The organism is Rhodococcus sp. P4_F3_2 (assembly GCF_056401335.1).
This window is the reverse complement of the sequence record NZ_JBFUJN010000028.1, coordinates 1-17,580: the sequence shown is the minus strand read 5'-3', so window position 1 is coordinate 17,580 and position 17,580 is coordinate 1. Positions and strand designations below refer to the sequence as shown.

Below are 17,580 nucleotides of genomic sequence, written 5' to 3'. Positions count from 1 at the left end.
GGTCAGTTAATCAAAGAAACGTGCAAAACACGCAGCTTTGTTGGACACTCGACCAGTATCAAGATCCAGTACCGTTCGGCCTAACCGAACGAACGAGACAAAGGCCCTGCTTGATGACGGATAACACCCGCACCCTGACGAGGGCTCGGATCGCCACTTCGGTGGCCTTCGGACTTCAAGGATTTCTGCTCGCCGCCATTCTGACGCAGCTGCCGCAGTACAAGGACTTGTTCGAGCTGAGCGAGACACTGGTTGTGGTTGCGGTTGTCACCGTGTCCGTCATCGCCGGGCTCGGCAGCGTGCTCGCCGAGATTCTGGCCGTGAGAACGTCGAGCAAGATGACTCTGCGAACCGGACTCGCCGTCATCGCAGTCTTCGGCGGGGCAACCGGAATTGCGCCCAACGCGGCGATGTTCTTCGTCTTCCTGGCGATCTACGGCATCGGACTCGGCATGGTCGACGCGGCCGCCAACATGCAGGCAGTCTCGATCCAACACGCCAAGGGCCGCTTCATCCTCTCCTCGTTCCATGCTTCCTGGAGCGTCGGAGCGATTGTCGGCGCTCTGTTCATCTCTGCTACCGCAAGCCTCGACATCTCGATCCGCATAACGCAGGTGATCGCGGGAGTTGTTGTCGGACTGATGCTTCTGGCCTTCGGCCCGCAACTGCTCGATCGCTCCGAGTCTCCGGTTGCCGATGCAAACATCACGAGCACCGCGAAATTCACCGTACCCACCCGCGCGTTCGTCCTCCTCGGCGTCGCGATGGCATTGTTCTATGCGGTCGACTTCAGCGTCGGAAACTGGTCGACGCTGTACGTCAAGGACGAACTGCTCGCCGACGCCGGGACGGCCGCCCTTTCCGTGGCGGCGTACCAAATCGCGGCACTGGTCGCACGACTGACCGGCGACTACTGGGTCGGCAAGTTCGGTGAGACCACCGTCGTGCGGATCGGCTCTCTCATCGGCGTGGTCGGCATGACGATCGTTGTCCTCGCGCAATCTCCCGCCGTTGCCATCGCCGGCTTCCTGATCGTCGGCCTCGGCGTACCGGTGATCGCCCCGATCTGCTTCAGCGCCGCCGGACGGATGGCTCCCCCGGATCAGGTCGACGCGGTGATCGCACGCATCAACCTCTTCAACTACGTCGGCACGGTGGTCGGCGGCGGCATCGTCGGCGCGGTCGCTGCCTTCAGTGACCTTCGAATCGGGTTCCTGATTCCGCTGGCGTTCTGCGCGATCTTGATAGTTCTTGCTCCCGCGTTCGCACCGAAACGAGCCACGACGCCGGTCGCCGAGAACGCCGCGTGAGCATCACGCTCGACGAAGGTGGTGTACTTGATCAACCGAATCATGTGCGCGAGAGGTAGAAACTGACGTGACGATCACCGTTGACCGGGCCGGAATCTGGGATTCCGAAGCAATCGCCGACGTGGCAGCGGTGACGTTTCCGCTGGCTTGTCCGCCGGACGCATCCGACGACGACATCAGTGCCTTCATCGACAACGTTCTCTCGGTCGACAAGTTCTCCGAGTATCTGACGGACCCGACACGAACCGTTCTCAAGGTCATTCGCGACGGCTCGATCGTCGGCTACGCGATGCTCGTCGACGACGAGCCCGCCGATCCGGACGTCAAAGCTGCTGTGACACTTCGCCCGACGACGGAACTGAGCAAGTTGTACGTGCTTCCGGGAAACCACGGAACCGGCGCGGCAGCATCCCTGATGGACGCGGTTGTCGACCATGCACGACGCAGCGGAAGTGCCGGGATCTGGCTGGGTGTCAATCAGGAAAATCTGCGCGCCCAGAAGTTCTACGCCAAACACGGCTTCACCCAGGTCGGCACGAAGACTTTTCTCGTGGGGGCACAACTCCACCACGATTTCGTGATGGAGCGCCCCGTCAGCTGACAGGCCTGCTGATCAGCCGGCCGCGACCTCGAAACGAGAAAGTGCGAGCAGACGCGAGGTCGCGCGCAGGTACTTCTTCTTGTACCCACCGGCGAGCATCTCGGGAGTGAAGATCTCATCGAGGCGTGCGCCGGAAACGGTGACCGGGATGCTCGCGTCGTACAAACGGTCGGCGAGAACCACGATGCGCAGTGCAACAGACTGATCCGTGGCCGGGTGAACGCCGTCGATGAAGACTGCCTTCACACCCTCGACCAGCTTGTTGTAGCGCGACGGATGCAGTGTGCTGAGGTGCTTGCACAGCTCGTCGAAGTTGTCGAGCGTGGCGCCGTCGATCGCCTCGGCCCGAGAGACCAATTCCTCCGAGGAGATGGGCTCTGGTGCGGGCGGGAGATCGCGGTGACGGTAGTCGGGGCCGTCGACGCGAATCGTCTCGAAGATCGAGCCGAGCTTCTTGATCTCACGCAGGAAGTCCTGAGCCGCGAAGCGACCCTCACCGAGCTGGCCGGGAAGCGTGTTCGACGTCGCGACGATGGACACGCCGCGCGCGGAAAGCTCCGAAAGGAGGCGAGAGACGAGCATGGTGTCGCCCGGATCGTCGAGCTCGAACTCGTCGATGCAGAGAACGCTGTGGTCGGCGAGCGCTTCGACCGCTTTGTTGAAGCCGAGAGCGCCGACGACGTGTGTCAGCTCGACGAAGGTTCCGAAAGCCTTCGGCGACGGAACGCTGTGGAAGATCGACGCCAGCAAGTGAGTCTTACCGACACCGAACCCGCCGTCGAGGTACAGGCCGGCGCCGGTCGCCTGGGTCTTCTTGCCGAACAGTCCGCGGCGTCCACCACTACGGATCTTGGTTACGCGCTTGGAGAATTCCTCGGCCTTGGCGACAGCAGCTGCCTGGCTCGGTTCCTTCGGATCAGGAATGTAGGACGCAAAACTCACCTCGTCGAACATTGCGGGAGGCACCATTTGAGCTACCAGTTGATCGGCGGGTACCACCGGGCTGCGATCGACAAGACGTTCATGCATCCGTCAAGGGTATCTACGTGATGTGATCTCTCATGTGCACCGTATGGATATTGCGACCTACTTCACACCAGGCCACGAAGACGAACTCCGCGGCTTGTACGCCTATCCGGAGAACCTCTCCCAACCCTGGATGCGCGTGAACTTCGTTTCCAGCATCGACGGGTGCGTCTCCGTCGACGGAGTGAGCCATGGACTGGGCACACCTGCAGACAAGTCGGTATTCGGGATCTTGCGCGAACTTTGTGACGTCGTCGTGGTCGGCGCAGGCACAGCGCGAGCCGAGAACTACGGGGGTGTGCAGATCTCGGACGCAGCCCGGGCGCGACGAAAGGCGGGCGGCCTCGCTCCGGTCCCACCGATCCTCGTCGTCTCGGCGCACGCGTCGATCGACCCTGAAAGCCGGCTCCTGCGAGATACCGAAATTCCGCCGATTCTTGTTGTCGGTAGCGCCGCGGACAGCGCAGCGATTTCAGCGCTGAGGTCGGCCGGAGCGCAGGTGGAGGTGACGGACTCACCGAATGTCAGCAGCGGCGACATCGACAGGGCCTTGTCGGCTCGCAAGCTCCGTCGCGCGCTGTGCGAGGGCGGGCCGTCACTTTTCGGGCAGTTGATCGAGGACAATGCCGTCGACGAACTCTGCATCACCACTTCACCTCAACTGGTGGGGAGCAAAGTCGGCCGAATCTCGCTCTCCCCCAATGCAATGCCCACGTCGATGCGTCCCGCTCACATTCTCGGCGATTCGGACGGCACGATCCTCACTCGATGGGTTCGTCAGCAGCCACGTCGGTGAACCTGGCACTCTGGTCGGCATGCGCAGAGTTGCTTTGATGGCCGTCGTCCTCGCGACGTGTTGTGCGTGCGGCGCCGGGCCGTCGCTTCGGCCCGCCGTCGCGGTCGAAGGCCGCACCGACGGCAGCCCTGCCCAGAGCGAGGGGCCGTCACCCGATGCGCCGCCGGTCGACCCCGGCGTCCCGACCGACGACATACCGTGGCGAGACTGCACCGGCACGTCACTCGCCGACCAGGCTCTCGCAGCGTCGAGCGCCGGCGTCATCCTCGAATGCGCGGAATTCAGTGCCCCCATCGACGTGACCGGCGCCATCGACGGCAACTTCACTGCCGGCTTGACCCGCGCTCGAACGTCGTCGACGCCTGCCAACGCGTATCCGATCGTGTTCACGTCCGGCACCGACCGTTCGTCGGGAAACTCTCTGGCCATGCTCGCTACGTCCGGCTTGACGACGGTACTCGCGGATCACCCCGTCGTTGCCCTGGATCGACGCGGAATCGACAGGTCCACCGCAATCGACTGCATGACGCCGGAGATTCGGCGCGGCCTTCACGATCTGGGCCAGTTCGACGCGGACTCCACCGGCGACGCCGCCGACGCGGTCGCCGCTCTCGGTCACGATGCAACCATCGCCTGTACCGACTACCTCGATCCTCAAGAACTGAAGTTCGGCGCGGACTCCGCTGCCGAGGACATCGACGCTCTACGTACGCGGTGGGGCGTCGAGACCATCGCTCTGTGGTCGGCAGGGTCCGGCTCGGACATCGCGCTGAGCTACGCGGCAGCCCACCCCGACAACCTCGCGAGGTTGATCCTCGATTCTCCCGCTCCGGTGGCCACCGACGCTGCCACCGAGGCGGAGAGCCGCGTGCAGGGCGAGGAAGCGGCGTTGACCGCATTCGCTCAGCGATGTGTGGCGCTGGGGTGCTCTCTCGGACCTGATCCGAAGAAAGCGGTCACGGACCTGATGGAGCGCGCTCGGGCCGATGAATTCCAGCCGCTGTCCGCCGCTGCGGTGTCGAACGCGATTTCGGCGAGCCTGTGGACTGCCGGAACCAACCGTGAGCAAGAGACCCGCTCGCTCTCAGACGCTCTGTCCGCGCTCGGTACCGGCAACGCTTCGCCGATTCGAGAGCGCGCCGCCCGGGCAGAGAACGAGGTGGACGGTGACGGCCAGTTCATCGGACGATGCACCGACGGCATGCAGTGGCCGGGGATCGGGCGCGTCCGCGAACTGGCGGACACCTGGGGCACCAACTATCCGGTATTCGGTCGAGAAGCCGCGCTCGGTTTGCTCGCATGCGCCAGCTGGCCGTCGACCGCCAACTCTCCCCTGCCGAATCAGTTGAAGCCCGCCGTCCTCGTGCTGAGCGGTCAGGGCGACCCGGCCGTCGGGAACTCCGGACTCTCGACCGTCACCGGCGTCGTGACCAACGCGGGGTCGCGCTTCGCAACCCTGGACTGGCAGGGTGCAGGTCACCCCGCGGCACAATCCACCTGCGCGCAGCAGGCGATGAGGGCATACCTCACCGATGCCTCCCTGCCCAGCAACGGAAGCGTGTGCCCGGCCTGACTCGGGCGCTTGTCCACCACGACGGAAAAGGGGTGCATCCCCCGATCACACCCTGCTCCGGTGTACCGTGCCGAAGTGTTCCTTCGACAGCTCGAGCCGCGTACCGGGCGGACAACCCAACAAGTCGTCAACTTCGTTTTGTGGCCGATCGCCGTGATGACTGTGCTCAATCGTGTCATCGTCACAGCAGTCAACGGCGCCATCACCGATGACTTCCGACCGGTCTACAACGCCGCGCTGGCGTTCTGGAACGGGCGCGACGTCTACACCGCAGATTTCAACTCCGTAGACCCCCATTATCTGTACCCACCATCGGGTTCCTTGTTGATGGCACCCCTGGCGATCCTCGATCCCGAGCGCTCGCGGTGGCTGTTCATCGGTGTCAATGCCGTCGCCATTCTCGTGGCTCTCTACCTGCTGTTGCGCTTGTTCGACCTGACGATCAGTTCCATCGCGGCGCCGATTCTGGTGCTCGGCGCTTTCATGTCGGAGACGGTCACCAACACGTTGGTGTTCACCAACATCAACGGCCTCGTACTACTCGGCGAAGTTGCCTTCCTCCTGCTGCTGATGCGCAAGAAGGATCTGTGGGCCGGCGCCGCGATCGGTCTCACCATCGCAGTGAAACCCACTCTCGCGCCACTGCTCCTGCTGCCGCTCGTTCGCGGTCAGTGGAAGGTGCTCGTCACCGCCCTGGGCATCCCGTTCATTCTCACGGTCGTGGCATGGCCGCTTGCGTCGGATCCGATGGACTTCGTCCGCCGCACCGTGCCGTACCTGCTCGAATCTCGTGACTACTTCAACAGTTCGATTGTCGGAAACGGCGCTTACTTCGGTCTGCCCGAATGGTTGATCCTGCTGTTGCGCGTCGTGTTGGCCGCCATGGTCGTCGTCTCTCTGTGGCTTCTTTACCGCTATTACCGCAACGACGAACTCTTCTTCCTCACCACCGCGACCGGTGTGATCATGACCGCGTCGTTCCTGCTGCCATCGCTCGGCCAGATGTACTACTCGATGATGCTGTTGCCGCTGTTGATGTCCGTGGTGCTCAAGAACTCGGTCATGCGGAACTGGCCGGCGTGGCTCGCCGTCTACGGCTTCATGACGTTCGACAGCTGGTGGTCGAACCGCTGGCCGACCTTCGGCCGGGCAGCCGAATACACCAAGAGCACCCTCGGCTGGAGCCTTCTGCTGATCGTGATCTTCTGTGTCCTCGGATACCGGTATCTGGTCGCGCGTCGCGAGGGCCGCTTGGATCGCGGAATCGATCCCGCCTACCTCCTCGATCCCCCACTCGATACCGTCTCACCTGCCGACGAAGCCGAAACGGCGACAAAGCATTAGCGTGGAGGCATGAGTTCTTCACACGATGGCATCGACAGCACACCTGAGGTCACGTACACCGAGAGCGAGTGGCGCGAAAAGCTGACGCCGGAGGAGTTCGCCGTCCTGCGCCAAGCCGGCACCGAACGCCCCTTCGTCGGCGAGTACACCGACACCACCACGGAAGGCGTTTACTCCTGCCGTGCGTGCGGAGCCGAACTGTTCCGCAGCACCGAGAAGTTCGAATCGCACTGCGGGTGGCCGTCCTTCTTCGATCCGGCGGATTCGGATGCCGTGATCCTGAAGGAAGACAGCTCACTCGGGATGCGCCGTGTCGAGGTCATCTGCAAGAAGTGCCACAGCCACCTCGGTCACGTCTTCGAGGGCGAGGGATACCCGACGCCGACCGATCAGCGGTACTGCATCAACTCGATCTCGCTGGTTCTCAAGCCCGCTCAGTAGCCAGGTCGTGGGCTACCCCGAGTCACTGGTAGCCCACGATTCGAGACTTCAACTCAGAAGTCCCAGTTCAGCGCAGTCGGGCTCAGACCAGCCGCGTTCAGGTCCTCGTTTCGAGCGACAAGACCGTCCTTGACTGACCCGATCCCACCACCGATCGCGCCGGAAGTGATGTCCGTCAACGAGGCATCGCCGCCCGTGACTTCCTTCGTCACGATCGCAGCGGACGCTCCCGATACCGCATCGTCGAAAGCCCCCCGCGCGATCTGCTGCAATCTCGAACCGGTCGGGAGCGGGTTCGGGTCGGGGCCGACACGATCCGGCGTCGTCTTCAACCCTCCGTTCGCAAGTCCCTTGATGAAACCGTCGCGCCCCTCGGTCACGACCTTGCCACCGTCGATCGACTGGCGATGATCCATCGTCATCTGCCCGAGTTGAATGGCGAGGCCGGAGAAGACGGCAGCGGCAGCTTCCACTGCTGCAGCCTCGATCACTCGTATCAACAATTGCTGCAACAGCATTCGGACCGTGAGTGTTGTTGCCACCTCAGCCGCCACGATTCCGGCGGTACTCGCACCCAGTGTCGGGACAGCGGCCGCCACCATGGCGGCAATCTCGAGCGCCAGTGCGCCCAGCGCCGCGAGGATCGACAGTTTGGTGTACTCGATGTCCGTGCCGGTATCGGTGCATGACTGACCCAGTTCGGCCGCGGCAGAGGACAACCGCTCGAAGACATCCGCAACTCCCCCGGCCTCCGACCAATACCGAGACAACGAGTCGCCGGCTCGACCGTCGATCGATGCCAGTACTGTTTGCAATCCGTAACCACCGGCAGCGGCCGAAGCCTCGATCCGATCRGCCGCGCCTGACCAGGCATCACCCAACCTCCACAGTGCCGTTTCGTCTCCTTGCGGCCAGTCACTGCCCACCGCGACCGACGCAACCGCCTGTAACCAGCCTGGAATCTCGAGTCCCATCAGAGCCCACCCGCCATGTCGTCGGCAAGCGAGGTGTCGATCGATTCGAAACGATCGGTGATCTCGATCAGCGTGGCGGTCAATTCGCGGAGCGCGCCCGCGACCAGTGTCATCCCACCGACTGCTGACTCCGCACCGGGAACATACGCGTCCGAGAATGCGGTTCCGAACTGGTCAGCGCCCCAGCACCCCTCTTCGTCGCCGGCCACTGTTTCCAGAGCACTCCGTGCCTCGTCGAGATCGGCAGCGACCACCTCGAATGCTGGTGCAGCACTTCCCATCGCGGCCACGTCCACGTCCAGTTCAGACATTGCCGGAGCTCCTCAGAACGGTGCGGTCCCAGTGCTCGTCGCCGCCGACCGGCACCGACGCCGGACGAGGCGCGAGAATCTCACGCAATCCGAGCACACCGGGAACGAGGTCGGGCAAATCGATCCTGGCCGCTTCGGTGAACGGCCTCGACATCTCGGCAATCTGTCGGCGCATGTCCTCCGCCGCAGATGTGGCCGTGGCCAGGATCAGATTTCCCAACGCTACCGGCGAATGCTTGCCGTAAGCGCTCCCGGAGAGGGCGACTCCCACGGTCGCCCCCGAAGCGTCTACGACGACTTCCACACTGCCATCACTCGAGCGCGCGCTCGCCGTCGCTCGTGCGATCTTCTCCTGCATATCCGCCAGCGATCGCGTTCGCTCCAACAGATCAACCTGCATCGAATCGATCTGAGCCCGAAGAACTTCGACCTGTCCCCTCATCGAACCAACATCCGCCCCACTCACGATGGCCCCCACCTTCGATAGATCGTGACACCTGATTCAGGCGCTCACGAGGTTCGACGCGGGAGGTGGCCGATCGGTTCCGTCAGCGCGAACGAAGCACGGGCGGATCGAACGCCTTGACCGGCGGCAGAACCCCTTCGAATTTCTCGATCTGCACCAGAACGTGCTGGCCGGTGCACCCGTGCGAAAGCGAAGACGTGCCGACGTCCGGCGTAAGAACGTTGGGATTTCCGTGAACACACAGCGAATCGGGATCGGCAGGATCGAGCGGGTCGTACCACGCCCCGGTCGACAACTGGACGACGTCGCTCCGCAAATCCGAATCGACGATCACACCAGCCAGGCACGCCCCGCGATCGTTGAATACGCGCACCACGTCCCCAGCCGACACGCCGCGCTGGGCCGCTGCATCGGGGTGCATACGAATCGGCTCGCGTCCCTGAATCTTCGATGCCTGGCTCGCAGCGCCGTGATCGAGTTGGCTGTGCAGCCGCGTCTTGGGCTGGTTGGCGATCAAGTGAAGCGGGAATTGCGTGGCCCGTGGTCCACCCAGCCACTCGTCGGGCTCGTACCAGCGCGGATGGCCGGCGCAGTCGTCGTAGCCGAAAGACTCGATGGTCTCGGAGAAGATCTCGATCTTCCCACTCGGAGTCGAGAGCGGATACTTCTCGGGGTCCTCGCGGAAGTCACCGAAGAGCACGAGGTTGTCTTCGGTTCGCATCCGGTAGTGCCCGTCCGACCAGAAATCCTCGAACGTCGGTGTGTTGCCGCCGTCTGCATCGACGAACGGCCGCCATTGACCGTAGAGATGCTCGATCCACTCCTGTGAGGATCTCCCCTCGGTGAACTGCTCCCCGAATCCGAGCGCAGAAGCCAGAGCGGCAAACGTGTCGTAGTCGTCTCGCGAGTTCGCGAAAGGTGGAACTACTTGCTGCATCGCGACCAGAAGTGGATCATTTCGTGTGCAGCTCAGGTCATTTCGTTCGAGCGACGTTGTCGACGGGACAACGATGTCGGCATTGCGGGCCATCGGCGTCCAGTAGGGATCGTGAACGACGATCGTGTCCGGACGCGCAAATGCCCGTCGCAGCCTCGGGAGATCCTGGTGGTGGTGAAACGGATTGCCACCGGCCCAGTAGACCAACCGAATATCCGGATAGGTCAGGCGCCTGCCGTCGTAGTCGAACTCCTCGCCGGGCGAGAGCAAGAGATCGGAGATCGCGGCCACCGGAATGAAATCGGGCACCGGATTCACACCTTGTGAGAAGGTCGGCAACGGATACGGCACCGGAGCCAGACCCGGCTCGTTCATCGAACCGTAGCCGTGGCCGAAACCGCCACCCGCAAGCCCGAATTGGCCGAGCATCGCGGCGAGTGTCACGCCCATCCACGGTGCCTGTTCACCGTGTTTGATGCGTTGCAACGACCACGTGACGGTCACCAGCGTCCGGCCGGACGCCATTCTCCGAGCCAGGTCGGTGATGAACTCCGCCGGCACCCCGGAGATCTTCTCCGCCCAGCGCGGATCCTTCGGTACACCGTCGGCACGTCCGAGCAGGTAATCCTCGAAGCGTTCGTAGCCGACGCAGAAGCGGTTCAGGAAATCGCGATCGTGCAGGTCCTCCGACGCCAGGACAAACGCCAGGGCAAGCATGATTGCCACGTCGGTTCCCGGAATGGGTGCGATCCACTCGCAGTCGCCATCGACGTCGTCGCGCAACGGACTGAAGGAGACGATCTTTCCGCCGCGGGCACGAAATGCGTCGAGCGCCCCGCTCGTCGGATGATCGCTCGTACCACCGGCATTGACGCCGGTGTTCTTGATCGGTACTCCCCCGAACGAGACGAGAAGATCGGAGTGCTTGGCGATGACGTCCCACGACGTGGAGCGCGCGAACAACTTCCAGTGAGTTCCGACCACACGCGGCATGATGACACCGGTGGCACCGAGCGAGTAGCTGTGGACCGACTTGGTGTATCCACCCAGCTGATTCAGAAATCGGTGAACTTGGCTCTGCGCGTGATGGAATCGACCGGCGCTGGCCCAGCCGTACGAGCCGCCGAAGATCGCTTTGTTCCCGTGCGTGTCGACCACGCGACGCAACTCGCGGGAGAGGAGTTCGGTCAGTTCGTCCCACGAGACCGAGACGAACTCGTCCGCTCCACGTCGGTCGCTGGGACCAGGCCCGTTCTCGAGCCAACCGCGGCGTACCGCCGGGCCCGAAACGCGAGCCCGACTGCGCACCGAACCGGCGAGGTTCCCGAGCATCGGCGAGGGATTCGAATCACCCTCGTACGGATGCACGGCGGTCACCTCGCCGGCGACCGATTCGGCGGTGAACATTCCCCAATGGGACATGTGTTGACGACGCCGGTTCGGTGCAGTTGTCACAGAAACTACTTTCGAAGTAGATCAGGGAAGGGAAAGGACCAGCTTCTCGATGTCCACGCGCGGCCCGGTGAAGAACGGCACCTCTTCGCGAACGTGCAAGCGAGCTTCGGTGGCACGCAGATCGCGCATCAGATCGACGATACGGATGAGCTCAGGCGCTTCGAACGCGAGAATCCACTCGTAGTCCCCCAGAGCGAAGGCCGGGACCGTGTTGGCGCGAACGTCCTTGTACGAACGAGCAGCCATACCGTGATCGGCGAGCATCTTGCGACGCTCCTCGTCGGGGAGCAGGTACCACTCGTACGAGCGGACGAACGGGTAAACGCAGATGTAGTCACCGGGATCCTCACCCGCGATGAACGAGGGCACGTGGCTCTTGTTGAACTCCGCGGGGCGGTGCACCGCCGAGTTGCTCCAGATGGGAGCACTGGCCTGTCCGAGGACGGTGGTGCGGCGGAAATCCGCGTACGCGGCCTGCAGTTCCTCGATGCTGGCCGCGTGGGTCCAGATCATGAAGTCCGCGTCGGCGCGCAAGCCGGCGACGTCGTAGATGCCGCGAACCACGACGCCCTTGTCTTCGAGACCCTCGAAGAACAAGCGGGCGTCCTTGACCGCAGCTTCCCGATCATCGCCCAGCACACCGGGTTCCACCTGGAACACGGAGAACATGAGGTAACGGATTTCAGAGTTCAGTTTGTCGAAATCAAGGCGTGCCATGGGTCTATCGTGCCACTCGCTCGAATATCCGTGTAGCCGCCGTCGTGCCGACTGCGACACACGCCGGAACCCCGACGCCGTGCAGCCACGACCCGGCCACTTCGAGGCCGTCGAACTGCGTCATCCCGGACTCGATTTCAGCCACGATTTCCGTGTGACCTGGGGAGTACTGGGGAAGACCGCCGTGCCACCGCTGTACGAAGCTCGCTCCTGGCTCCTCGGTGATTCCGGTCACGGTCGCGAGATCGGCGCACGCAAGTTCGATCAGTTCACCATCCGGCCGGTCGACGATCTCCGATGCGCCGAATCGACCGAACGACACCCGAACGAGATGCTCGCCGCGATCAGCGAGGTGCGTCCACTTTCGGCTCGACAGCGTGAACGCCTTGGCGGTCAGGTCGGCGTCGGTGGCAACCAGGATCCCCGAATTCTGCGGAAGGTCGACCTGACCGGGCAAGCGGAGCGCCACCACCGCGGACGACGCCAGTTCGATCCGCGACGCGATACGCGCAATATCCGCATCGACGCCGGCCAACAGCACCGCTGCGCGCGGCGCCGGAACAGCCAGAATCACCGCGTCGACGCTGCCGAGCGGATCGACGTTCCAACCTTTCCCGTCCCTGCGTAACTCGGAAGCCTCGCCGCGGACGAACGTCGCGTCGGCGGCCTGCCGCAGCGCATCGAGCAAGATGCCGTAACCGTCCCTGAGCGCTCCGAACACTGGTCCGGGTGCAGGTGTCGGCACTGCGGCTGCAACTGCATCCGTGAGGCTCTGAGCGCCCGCATCGAGCGCCGCAGCGAGTGTCGGCAAAGCTGCACGCACTCCGATGGTCTCCGCCAGGCCCGAGTACACCCCGCCGAGAAGGGGATCCACCGATCGGCTGACCACCTGATCACCGAATCGCCCTGAAACCAGTTCGGCAACACTGCAATCGGAACCGCGTGTCCACTCGAACGGAACGCCTGGTTCGGCAGCTATGCGCGACAGCGTCTGCTCGTCGACTAGATCTCTCACCGACTCGGACGATGCCGGGATTCCCATCAGGGTTCCGGCAGGAAGTCGATTCAGTGAGCCCTGGGACCAGATCAACGGGCTCAACCCCGCGGGGTAAACGATCTGATCGGTCAGTCCCAGCTCGGCGAGAAGCGCAGGGACTTCGGGCCGACGGGCGATGAACGCCTCGGCGCCGATGTCGATCGGGCCACCACCGAGATCAATCGTTCGCAGCTTCCCGCCCAGTCGCGGAGAGTCGTCGACGACCGTGATGTCGGCAACGGAGCCCAGACTGCACCGAAGCCGGTACGCGGCAACCAGACCGGAGATTCCGCCTCCGATCACCGCGACCGACGGCCGAGTGGTTGTCACAGCGAGTGCACCAGCTCCACCGCCGAGGTGATCGCCGTGGGATCGGTGTCGGGAAGAACTCCATGGCCGAGGTTGAAGATGTGGCCGATGGCACCGGCCTCGATCGCGCGGTCACCTTCAGCGGCGATCCGGCGCACCTCACGATCGATCACCTCGGGGCCCGCGAACAGTACAGCGGGATCGAGATTGCCTTGCAGCGCCTTGCCCGGACCGACACGACCGGCCGCGACGTCGAGCGGAATCCGCCAGTCGACACCCACGACGTCGGCACCTGCCTCCCCCATCGCGCCGAGAAGTTCACCGGTTCCGACACCGAAGTGGATACGCGGAACGCCGGCAGCTGCAACCTCGGCAAACACCCGTTCGGAATGCGGGAGAACAAATTCCCGGTAATCGGCCAGCGAGAGCGCGCCGGCCCACGAGTCGAACAGCTGAACCGCGTCGACACCCGCCTTGAGCTGCGTCTGCAGGAAGCAGATCGTGGTGTCTGCCAGGCTTCCGAGCAACGCGTGCCAGGTCTTCGGATCGGAGTGCATGAGCGCCTTGGTCTTCTCGTGGTTCCGGCTCGGACCACCCTCGACCAGATACGACGCCAAGGTGAACGGTGCTCCGGCAAAGCCGATCAGCGGAGTCGAGCCCAACTCGGTGGTGAGAAGTCGAACGGCCTGCGCGATCGCCCCGACCTCTTCGGGAACCAATCGAGGGAGGGCTGCGACGTCGGCGATGGAGCGAATCGGATTGGCAACCACCGGTCCGACGCCGGCAACGATGTCGAGATCGATTCCCGCAGCCTTGAGCGGAACAACGATGTCCGAGAACAGGATTGCCGCGTCCACATCGTGACGGCGCACCGGCTGCATCGTGATCTCACAGACCAGCGCCGGATCGAAACACGACTCCAACATGCCGATCCCCGCGCGGATCTCGCGATACTCCGGCAACGAACGTCCGGCCTGGCGCATGAACCACACCGGCCGTCGACTCGGAGTGCGTCCGGTCGCCGCGGCGAGCAACGGTGCGTCGGGCAAAACTCGCCGAGCGCTGTATTCCGCCGACCCGGTCATGCCTGAATTCATGTTGTCCAACCCGCTCATCAGTCCTCGCGCTCTCCGCCAACGTGTGTCTTCGATCGACTCAATGCTGCCATGTCCCACACTCGGGATCGGACACCCGAGCGGTTCGTGAGCGGCCACACACCCGAACCACACTCGGTCGGCGCGCCTCCACCTACCCGCCCTTATCCCCGACTAACGTCCTGACCTGTGACGACATCCGGATCGACAGCCGACCCGGCCGAGTTCCGTGCCGCCGTGGAGGCGATGACCGCTGCGCGGGTTCGGCCCGAGATAGAGGTCGGTCCCATCCGTCCACCGCAGCGTCTCGCTCCGTACAGCCACGCAGTGGGAGCCGAGGTTCTGCACCCGGACTCCGACGTCGTGGCCGAGCAGTCCGAAGGCGACGCTTTCGGCCGCCTGATCCTGTTGTTCGATCCGGACGGCGACGAGGCGTGGAACGGCACCATGCGGTTGGTGGCCTACATACAGGCCGACCTCGACGAAGCCGTCGCCGCGGATCCACTACTTCCCGAAGTAGCCTGGAGTTGGCTGGTGGACGCACTCGAAGCCGGACCGGAACCTTTTGTGGCCCTGGGCGGTACGGTCACAGCCACAACTTCCGTGCGATACGGCGACATCGCGGGCCCGCCACGAGCCCACCAACTCGAGTTACGAGCATCCTGGACTGCAACGTCATCGGAATTGGCTCACCACGTCGAGGCTTTCTGTGAAGTTCTCGCGTACGCGGCAGGACTTCCGCCTGCCGGGATAACCACGCTGTCGCGGCAGGGCGACTAACTCCACTACTCGTTTACGCATTCCCCCGGAAAAATACTAGAACCTGTTCTAAAATGAGTCATGCAACGTCTCAGCGGACTCGACGCGACCTTCCTCTACTTGGAAACACCGACCCAGCTATTGCACGTTTGTGGACTCGTACTGCTCGACCCCTCGACCATTCCGGGCGGTTACGACTACCGGAAGCTGCTTCGCGAGTTGGACTCGCGGATGGCCACGATGCCGACCTTCCGGCGCAAACTCAAAGATTCCCGCCTCAATCTCGACTACCCGGTATGGGTCGACGATCACGATTTCGACATCGAGCGGCACTGCCACCGGACCGCGGTACCTGCTCCGGGCACACACGCGGAACTGGCAGAACTCGCCGGACACATCGCGAGCCAACCGCTGGATCGTTCCCGCCCACTGTGGGAGATGTGGGTCATCGAGGGACTTGCCGACGGACAGATCGCCGTCATGTCGAAGATTCATCACAGCGCTGCCGACGGCGTCACCGGCGCGAACATCCTCGCTCAGCTGTGCAGTCTCGAACCGGATTCACCGGCGCTCGTGGATCCCACCGCACAGGGTGCGGGCGACGCGGGAACGCTGGACATCGCGATCGGCGGACTCATGGCCGTCATCGCCCGACCCGCAAGAATTGCCCGTCTGGTCCCCGGCGGAATCGCGATGCTCCCCAAGTGGGTGACGCGTGCACGCAAGGGTGAAGCGATGCCTGCTCCGTTCACCGCGCCGCGGACCTCGTTCAACGGCGCTATCACCGGTCACCGCAACGTCGCCTTCAGCCAGCTCGATCTCGCGAAGGTCAAAGCCGTCAAAGACCGTCACGGCGTGAAGGTCAACGATGTGGTTCTCGCGCTGTGCGCGGGTGCTTTGCGGACCTACCTCGAGGACCGCGACGAACTGCCGGAGGACTCACTCGTCGCGATGGTCCCCGTATCGGTCCACGGTAAATCCGATCGGCCGGGCACAAACCAGATCTCGGGCATGTTCACGCAGCTGGGCACCCAGATCGGCGATCCGGTCGAGCGTCTGCACGCGATCAGCGATTACAACGCCACCTCGAAGAACCACAACGAGGCTCTGGGCGCGAACATGCTCCAGGACTGGTCCCAGTTCGCATCGCCGGCGGTGTTCGGCGCCGCCATGCGGGTGTACTCGTCGCTCAAACTCGCCGAGCGTCACCCCGTCGTGTCCAACCTGGTCGTCTCGAACGTGCCCGGGCCGCCGGTCCCGCTCTACTTCCTCGGCGCCCAGATCAAGGGAATGTTCCCGCTCGGCCCGATCTTTCACGGGGCAGGACTCAACGTGACGGTGATGTCACTCGACGGAAAACTCGACGTCGGCATCGTCAGTTGCTCCGATCTGGCACCCGAATTGGACCAGCTCGCGCAAGGTTTCGGAGCCGCACTCGACGAACTGTTCGACGCTGAGGTGACAACCCCGGCCCCGACTGCGACGTAGAGTCAGTGACCATGTCCGAAGTCACCGATGATGCAACCGAGCCCACCTCCGACGTAGTTCCGCTGCTCGTTCCGCGTGACGGAGTTCCGGACGTCATCACCACTGCCGCCGGTGTCGCCGACGCCGCGGCCGCGCTGGCCTCCGGCCACGGCCCGCTCGCCGTGGACGCCGAGCGAGCATCCGGATTCCGTTATTCGGCACGGGCGTACCTGATCCAGCTCCGACGCGAAGGAGCGGGATCGTTCCTGCTCGACCCGATCCCGACAGCGCAGGACCTGCAGCCGTTGGCCGAGGCGATCAATCCGTTGCAATGGGTGCTGCACTCGGCCGATCAGGATCTCCCCGGCCTCGCCGAACTGGGCCTGACACCGGCCGAGCTGTTCGACACCGAACTGGCCGGTCGACTGGCCGGGTTCGAACGAGTCGGACTCGCCGCGATAGTGGAACGAACCCTGCGGGTGGAACTTCGCAAGGGTCACGGGGCCGCGGACTGGTCGACACGTCCGCTGCCGGACGCCTGGTTGAACTACGCCGCCCTCGACGTCGAAGTGCTTCTCGAACTGCGCGACGCCATGGAAGCCGAACTCGAATCCCAGGGCAAGCTCGAGTGGGCGAAGGAGGAGTTCGAGTACATCCGTCTGGCCGGCCCGCCCAAGCCCAAGCCCGACCGTTGGCGTCGTACATCGCACATCACCTCGCTCAAGACCACTCGGCAGTTGGCGGCAGTACGGGCGCTGTGGCAGGCGCGTGAGGATCTCGCGCGCAAGCGCGACGTGTCGCCGAGCCGGGTTCTCCCTGACTCCGCAATCATCGACGCCGCCCTCAAAGATCCTCAGTCGCTGGATGCGCTCCGTTCGCTTCCCGTGTTCGGCGGACCACGTCAACGCCGGTATTCGCGTGTGTGGATGGACGCGCTGGAAGCTGCGCGCAGGCTCCCGGACAG

At 63.7% G+C, this 17,580-nt stretch carries 17 protein-coding genes; 9 read left to right on the top strand and 8 right to left on the bottom strand.

Features of this window, described 5'->3' with window-relative positions:
- The first annotated feature begins 113 nt into the window (after positions 1-113).
- Together AC1DWA_RS25240 and AC1DWA_RS25235 are read left to right on the top strand one after the other, a co-directional pair.
- Positions 114-1,310: an MFS transporter gene (locus AC1DWA_RS25240; protein ID WP_019748279.1), complete on the top strand. Its 1,197-nt coding sequence runs from the start codon at positions 114-116 to the stop codon at positions 1,308-1,310.
- Positions 1,311-1,377: 67 nt separating this feature from the next.
- Positions 1,378-1,911 carry a GNAT family N-acetyltransferase gene (locus AC1DWA_RS25235; protein WP_003942603.1) on the top strand — a complete coding sequence of 178 codons (534 nt, stop codon included), beginning with the start codon at positions 1,378-1,380 and terminating at the stop codon, positions 1,909-1,911.
- A gap of 12 nt (positions 1,912-1,923) precedes the next feature.
- On the opposite strand, the gene zapE is transcribed toward AC1DWA_RS25235, so the two are convergent.
- Positions 1,924-2,940 carry a cell division protein ZapE gene (gene zapE, locus AC1DWA_RS25230; protein WP_019748277.1) on the bottom strand — a complete coding sequence of 339 codons (1,017 nt, stop codon included), beginning with the start codon at positions 2,938-2,940 and terminating at the stop codon, positions 1,924-1,926.
- Between the two features lie 43 nt (positions 2,941-2,983).
- On the opposite strand from zapE, the gene AC1DWA_RS25225 reads away from it, so the two are divergent.
- From AC1DWA_RS25225 to msrB, 4 genes are read left to right on the top strand one after another with little or no spacing between them, the layout of a single operon-like run.
- Positions 2,984-3,733: a pyrimidine reductase family protein gene (locus AC1DWA_RS25225; protein ID WP_019748276.1), complete on the top strand. Its 750-nt coding sequence runs from the start codon at positions 2,984-2,986 to the stop codon at positions 3,731-3,733.
- A gap of 19 nt (positions 3,734-3,752) precedes the next feature.
- The gene (locus tag AC1DWA_RS25220) at positions 3,753-5,306 is read left to right on the top strand and encodes an alpha/beta fold hydrolase (protein ID WP_019748275.1); all 1,554 of its coding nucleotides are present in this window, start codon (positions 3,753-3,755) and stop codon (positions 5,304-5,306) included.
- 60 nt (positions 5,307-5,366) lie between these two features.
- Entirely contained in the window at positions 5,367-6,650 is a 1,284-nt protein-coding gene (locus tag AC1DWA_RS25215; RefSeq protein ID WP_019748274.1) for a glycosyltransferase family 87 protein, read from the top strand.
- Between the two features lie 9 nt (positions 6,651-6,659).
- Positions 6,660-7,091 carry a peptide-methionine (R)-S-oxide reductase MsrB gene (msrB, locus tag AC1DWA_RS25210; protein ID WP_003942631.1) on the top strand — a complete coding sequence of 144 codons (432 nt, stop codon included), beginning with the start codon at positions 6,660-6,662 and terminating at the stop codon, positions 7,089-7,091.
- 53 nt (positions 7,092-7,144) lie between these two features.
- On the opposite strand, the gene AC1DWA_RS25205 is transcribed toward msrB, so the two are convergent.
- The 7 genes from AC1DWA_RS25205 to hemE form a co-directional block, all read right to left on the bottom strand.
- Positions 7,145-8,065, bottom strand: a complete 921-nt coding sequence (locus AC1DWA_RS25205; protein ID WP_046378502.1) for a WXG100-like domain-containing protein — start codon at positions 8,063-8,065, stop codon at positions 7,145-7,147.
- Positions 8,065-8,376 carry a hypothetical protein gene (locus AC1DWA_RS25200; protein WP_477846766.1) on the bottom strand — a complete coding sequence of 104 codons (312 nt, stop codon included), beginning with the start codon at positions 8,374-8,376 and terminating at the stop codon, positions 8,065-8,067. The genes AC1DWA_RS25205 and AC1DWA_RS25200 overlap by 1 nt, the downstream gene beginning before the upstream one ends.
- A complete protein-coding gene (locus tag AC1DWA_RS25195; protein WP_020969512.1) occupies positions 8,369-8,842 on the bottom strand; it encodes a YbaB/EbfC family nucleoid-associated protein in 474 nt (157 codons plus the stop codon). The genes AC1DWA_RS25200 and AC1DWA_RS25195 overlap by 8 nt, the downstream gene beginning before the upstream one ends.
- An 82-nt stretch (positions 8,843-8,924) precedes the next feature.
- Positions 8,925-11,201 (bottom strand): molybdopterin guanine dinucleotide-containing S/N-oxide reductase, encoded by a 2,277-nt coding sequence (locus AC1DWA_RS25190; RefSeq protein ID WP_477846770.1) that lies wholly within the window; start codon positions 11,199-11,201, stop codon positions 8,925-8,927.
- A 54-nt stretch (positions 11,202-11,255) separates the two neighbouring features.
- Positions 11,256-11,951 carry a hydrogen peroxide-dependent heme synthase gene (gene hemQ, locus AC1DWA_RS25185; RefSeq protein ID WP_019748269.1) on the bottom strand — a complete coding sequence of 232 codons (696 nt, stop codon included), beginning with the start codon at positions 11,949-11,951 and terminating at the stop codon, positions 11,256-11,258.
- A 4-nt stretch (positions 11,952-11,955) separates the two neighbouring features.
- A complete protein-coding gene (locus tag AC1DWA_RS25180; RefSeq protein WP_060938501.1) occupies positions 11,956-13,317 on the bottom strand; it encodes a protoporphyrinogen oxidase in 1,362 nt (453 codons plus the stop codon).
- Complete coding sequence (gene hemE, locus AC1DWA_RS25175; RefSeq protein WP_021334677.1) at positions 13,314-14,411, bottom strand: uroporphyrinogen decarboxylase; 1,098 nt, start codon at positions 14,409-14,411, stop codon at positions 13,314-13,316. The genes AC1DWA_RS25180 and hemE overlap by 4 nt, the downstream gene beginning before the upstream one ends.
- Positions 14,412-14,579: 168 nt before the next feature.
- On the opposite strand from hemE, the gene AC1DWA_RS25170 reads away from it, so the two are divergent.
- The 3 genes from AC1DWA_RS25170 to AC1DWA_RS25160 all read left to right on the top strand — a co-directional run.
- Positions 14,580-15,170, top strand: coding sequence for a DUF3000 domain-containing protein (locus tag AC1DWA_RS25170; protein WP_019748266.1), 591 nt, complete (start codon positions 14,580-14,582; stop codon positions 15,168-15,170).
- Between the two features lie 60 nt (positions 15,171-15,230).
- Positions 15,231-16,637, top strand: coding sequence for a WS/DGAT/MGAT family O-acyltransferase (locus tag AC1DWA_RS25165; RefSeq protein WP_019748265.1), 1,407 nt, complete (start codon positions 15,231-15,233; stop codon positions 16,635-16,637).
- An 11-nt stretch (positions 16,638-16,648) separates the two neighbouring features.
- Positions 16,649-17,580: HRDC domain-containing protein (locus AC1DWA_RS25160; RefSeq protein ID WP_477917167.1), on the top strand; the 932-nt coding region annotated here is incomplete at its 3' end.

Coding starts and splice junctions, on each gene's coding strand:
- AC1DWA_RS25240 (WP_019748279.1), top strand. CDS start 114: ATGACGGATAACACCCGCACCCTGACGAGGGCTCGGATCGCCACTTCG.
- zapE (WP_019748277.1), bottom strand. CDS start 2,940: ATGCATGAACGTCTTGTCGATCGCAGCCCGGTGGTACCCGCCGATCAA.
- AC1DWA_RS25225 (WP_019748276.1), top strand. CDS start 2,984: ATGGATATTGCGACCTACTTCACACCAGGCCACGAAGACGAACTCCGC.
- AC1DWA_RS25220 (WP_019748275.1), top strand. CDS start 3,753: ATGCGCAGAGTTGCTTTGATGGCCGTCGTCCTCGCGACGTGTTGTGCG.
- msrB (WP_003942631.1), top strand. CDS start 6,660: ATGAGTTCTTCACACGATGGCATCGACAGCACACCTGAGGTCACGTAC.
- AC1DWA_RS25200 (WP_477846766.1), bottom strand. CDS start 8,376: ATGTCTGAACTGGACGTGGACGTGGCCGCGATGGGAAGTGCTGCACCA.
- AC1DWA_RS25190 (WP_477846770.1), bottom strand. CDS start 11,201: ATGTCCCATTGGGGAATGTTCACCGCCGAATCGGTCGCCGGCGAGGTG.
- hemQ (WP_019748269.1), bottom strand. CDS start 11,951: ATGGCACGCCTTGATTTCGACAAACTGAACTCTGAAATCCGTTACCTC.
- hemE (WP_021334677.1), bottom strand. CDS start 14,411: ATGAGCGGGTTGGACAACATGAATTCAGGCATGACCGGGTCGGCGGAA.
- AC1DWA_RS25165 (WP_019748265.1), top strand. CDS start 15,231: ATGCAACGTCTCAGCGGACTCGACGCGACCTTCCTCTACTTGGAAACA.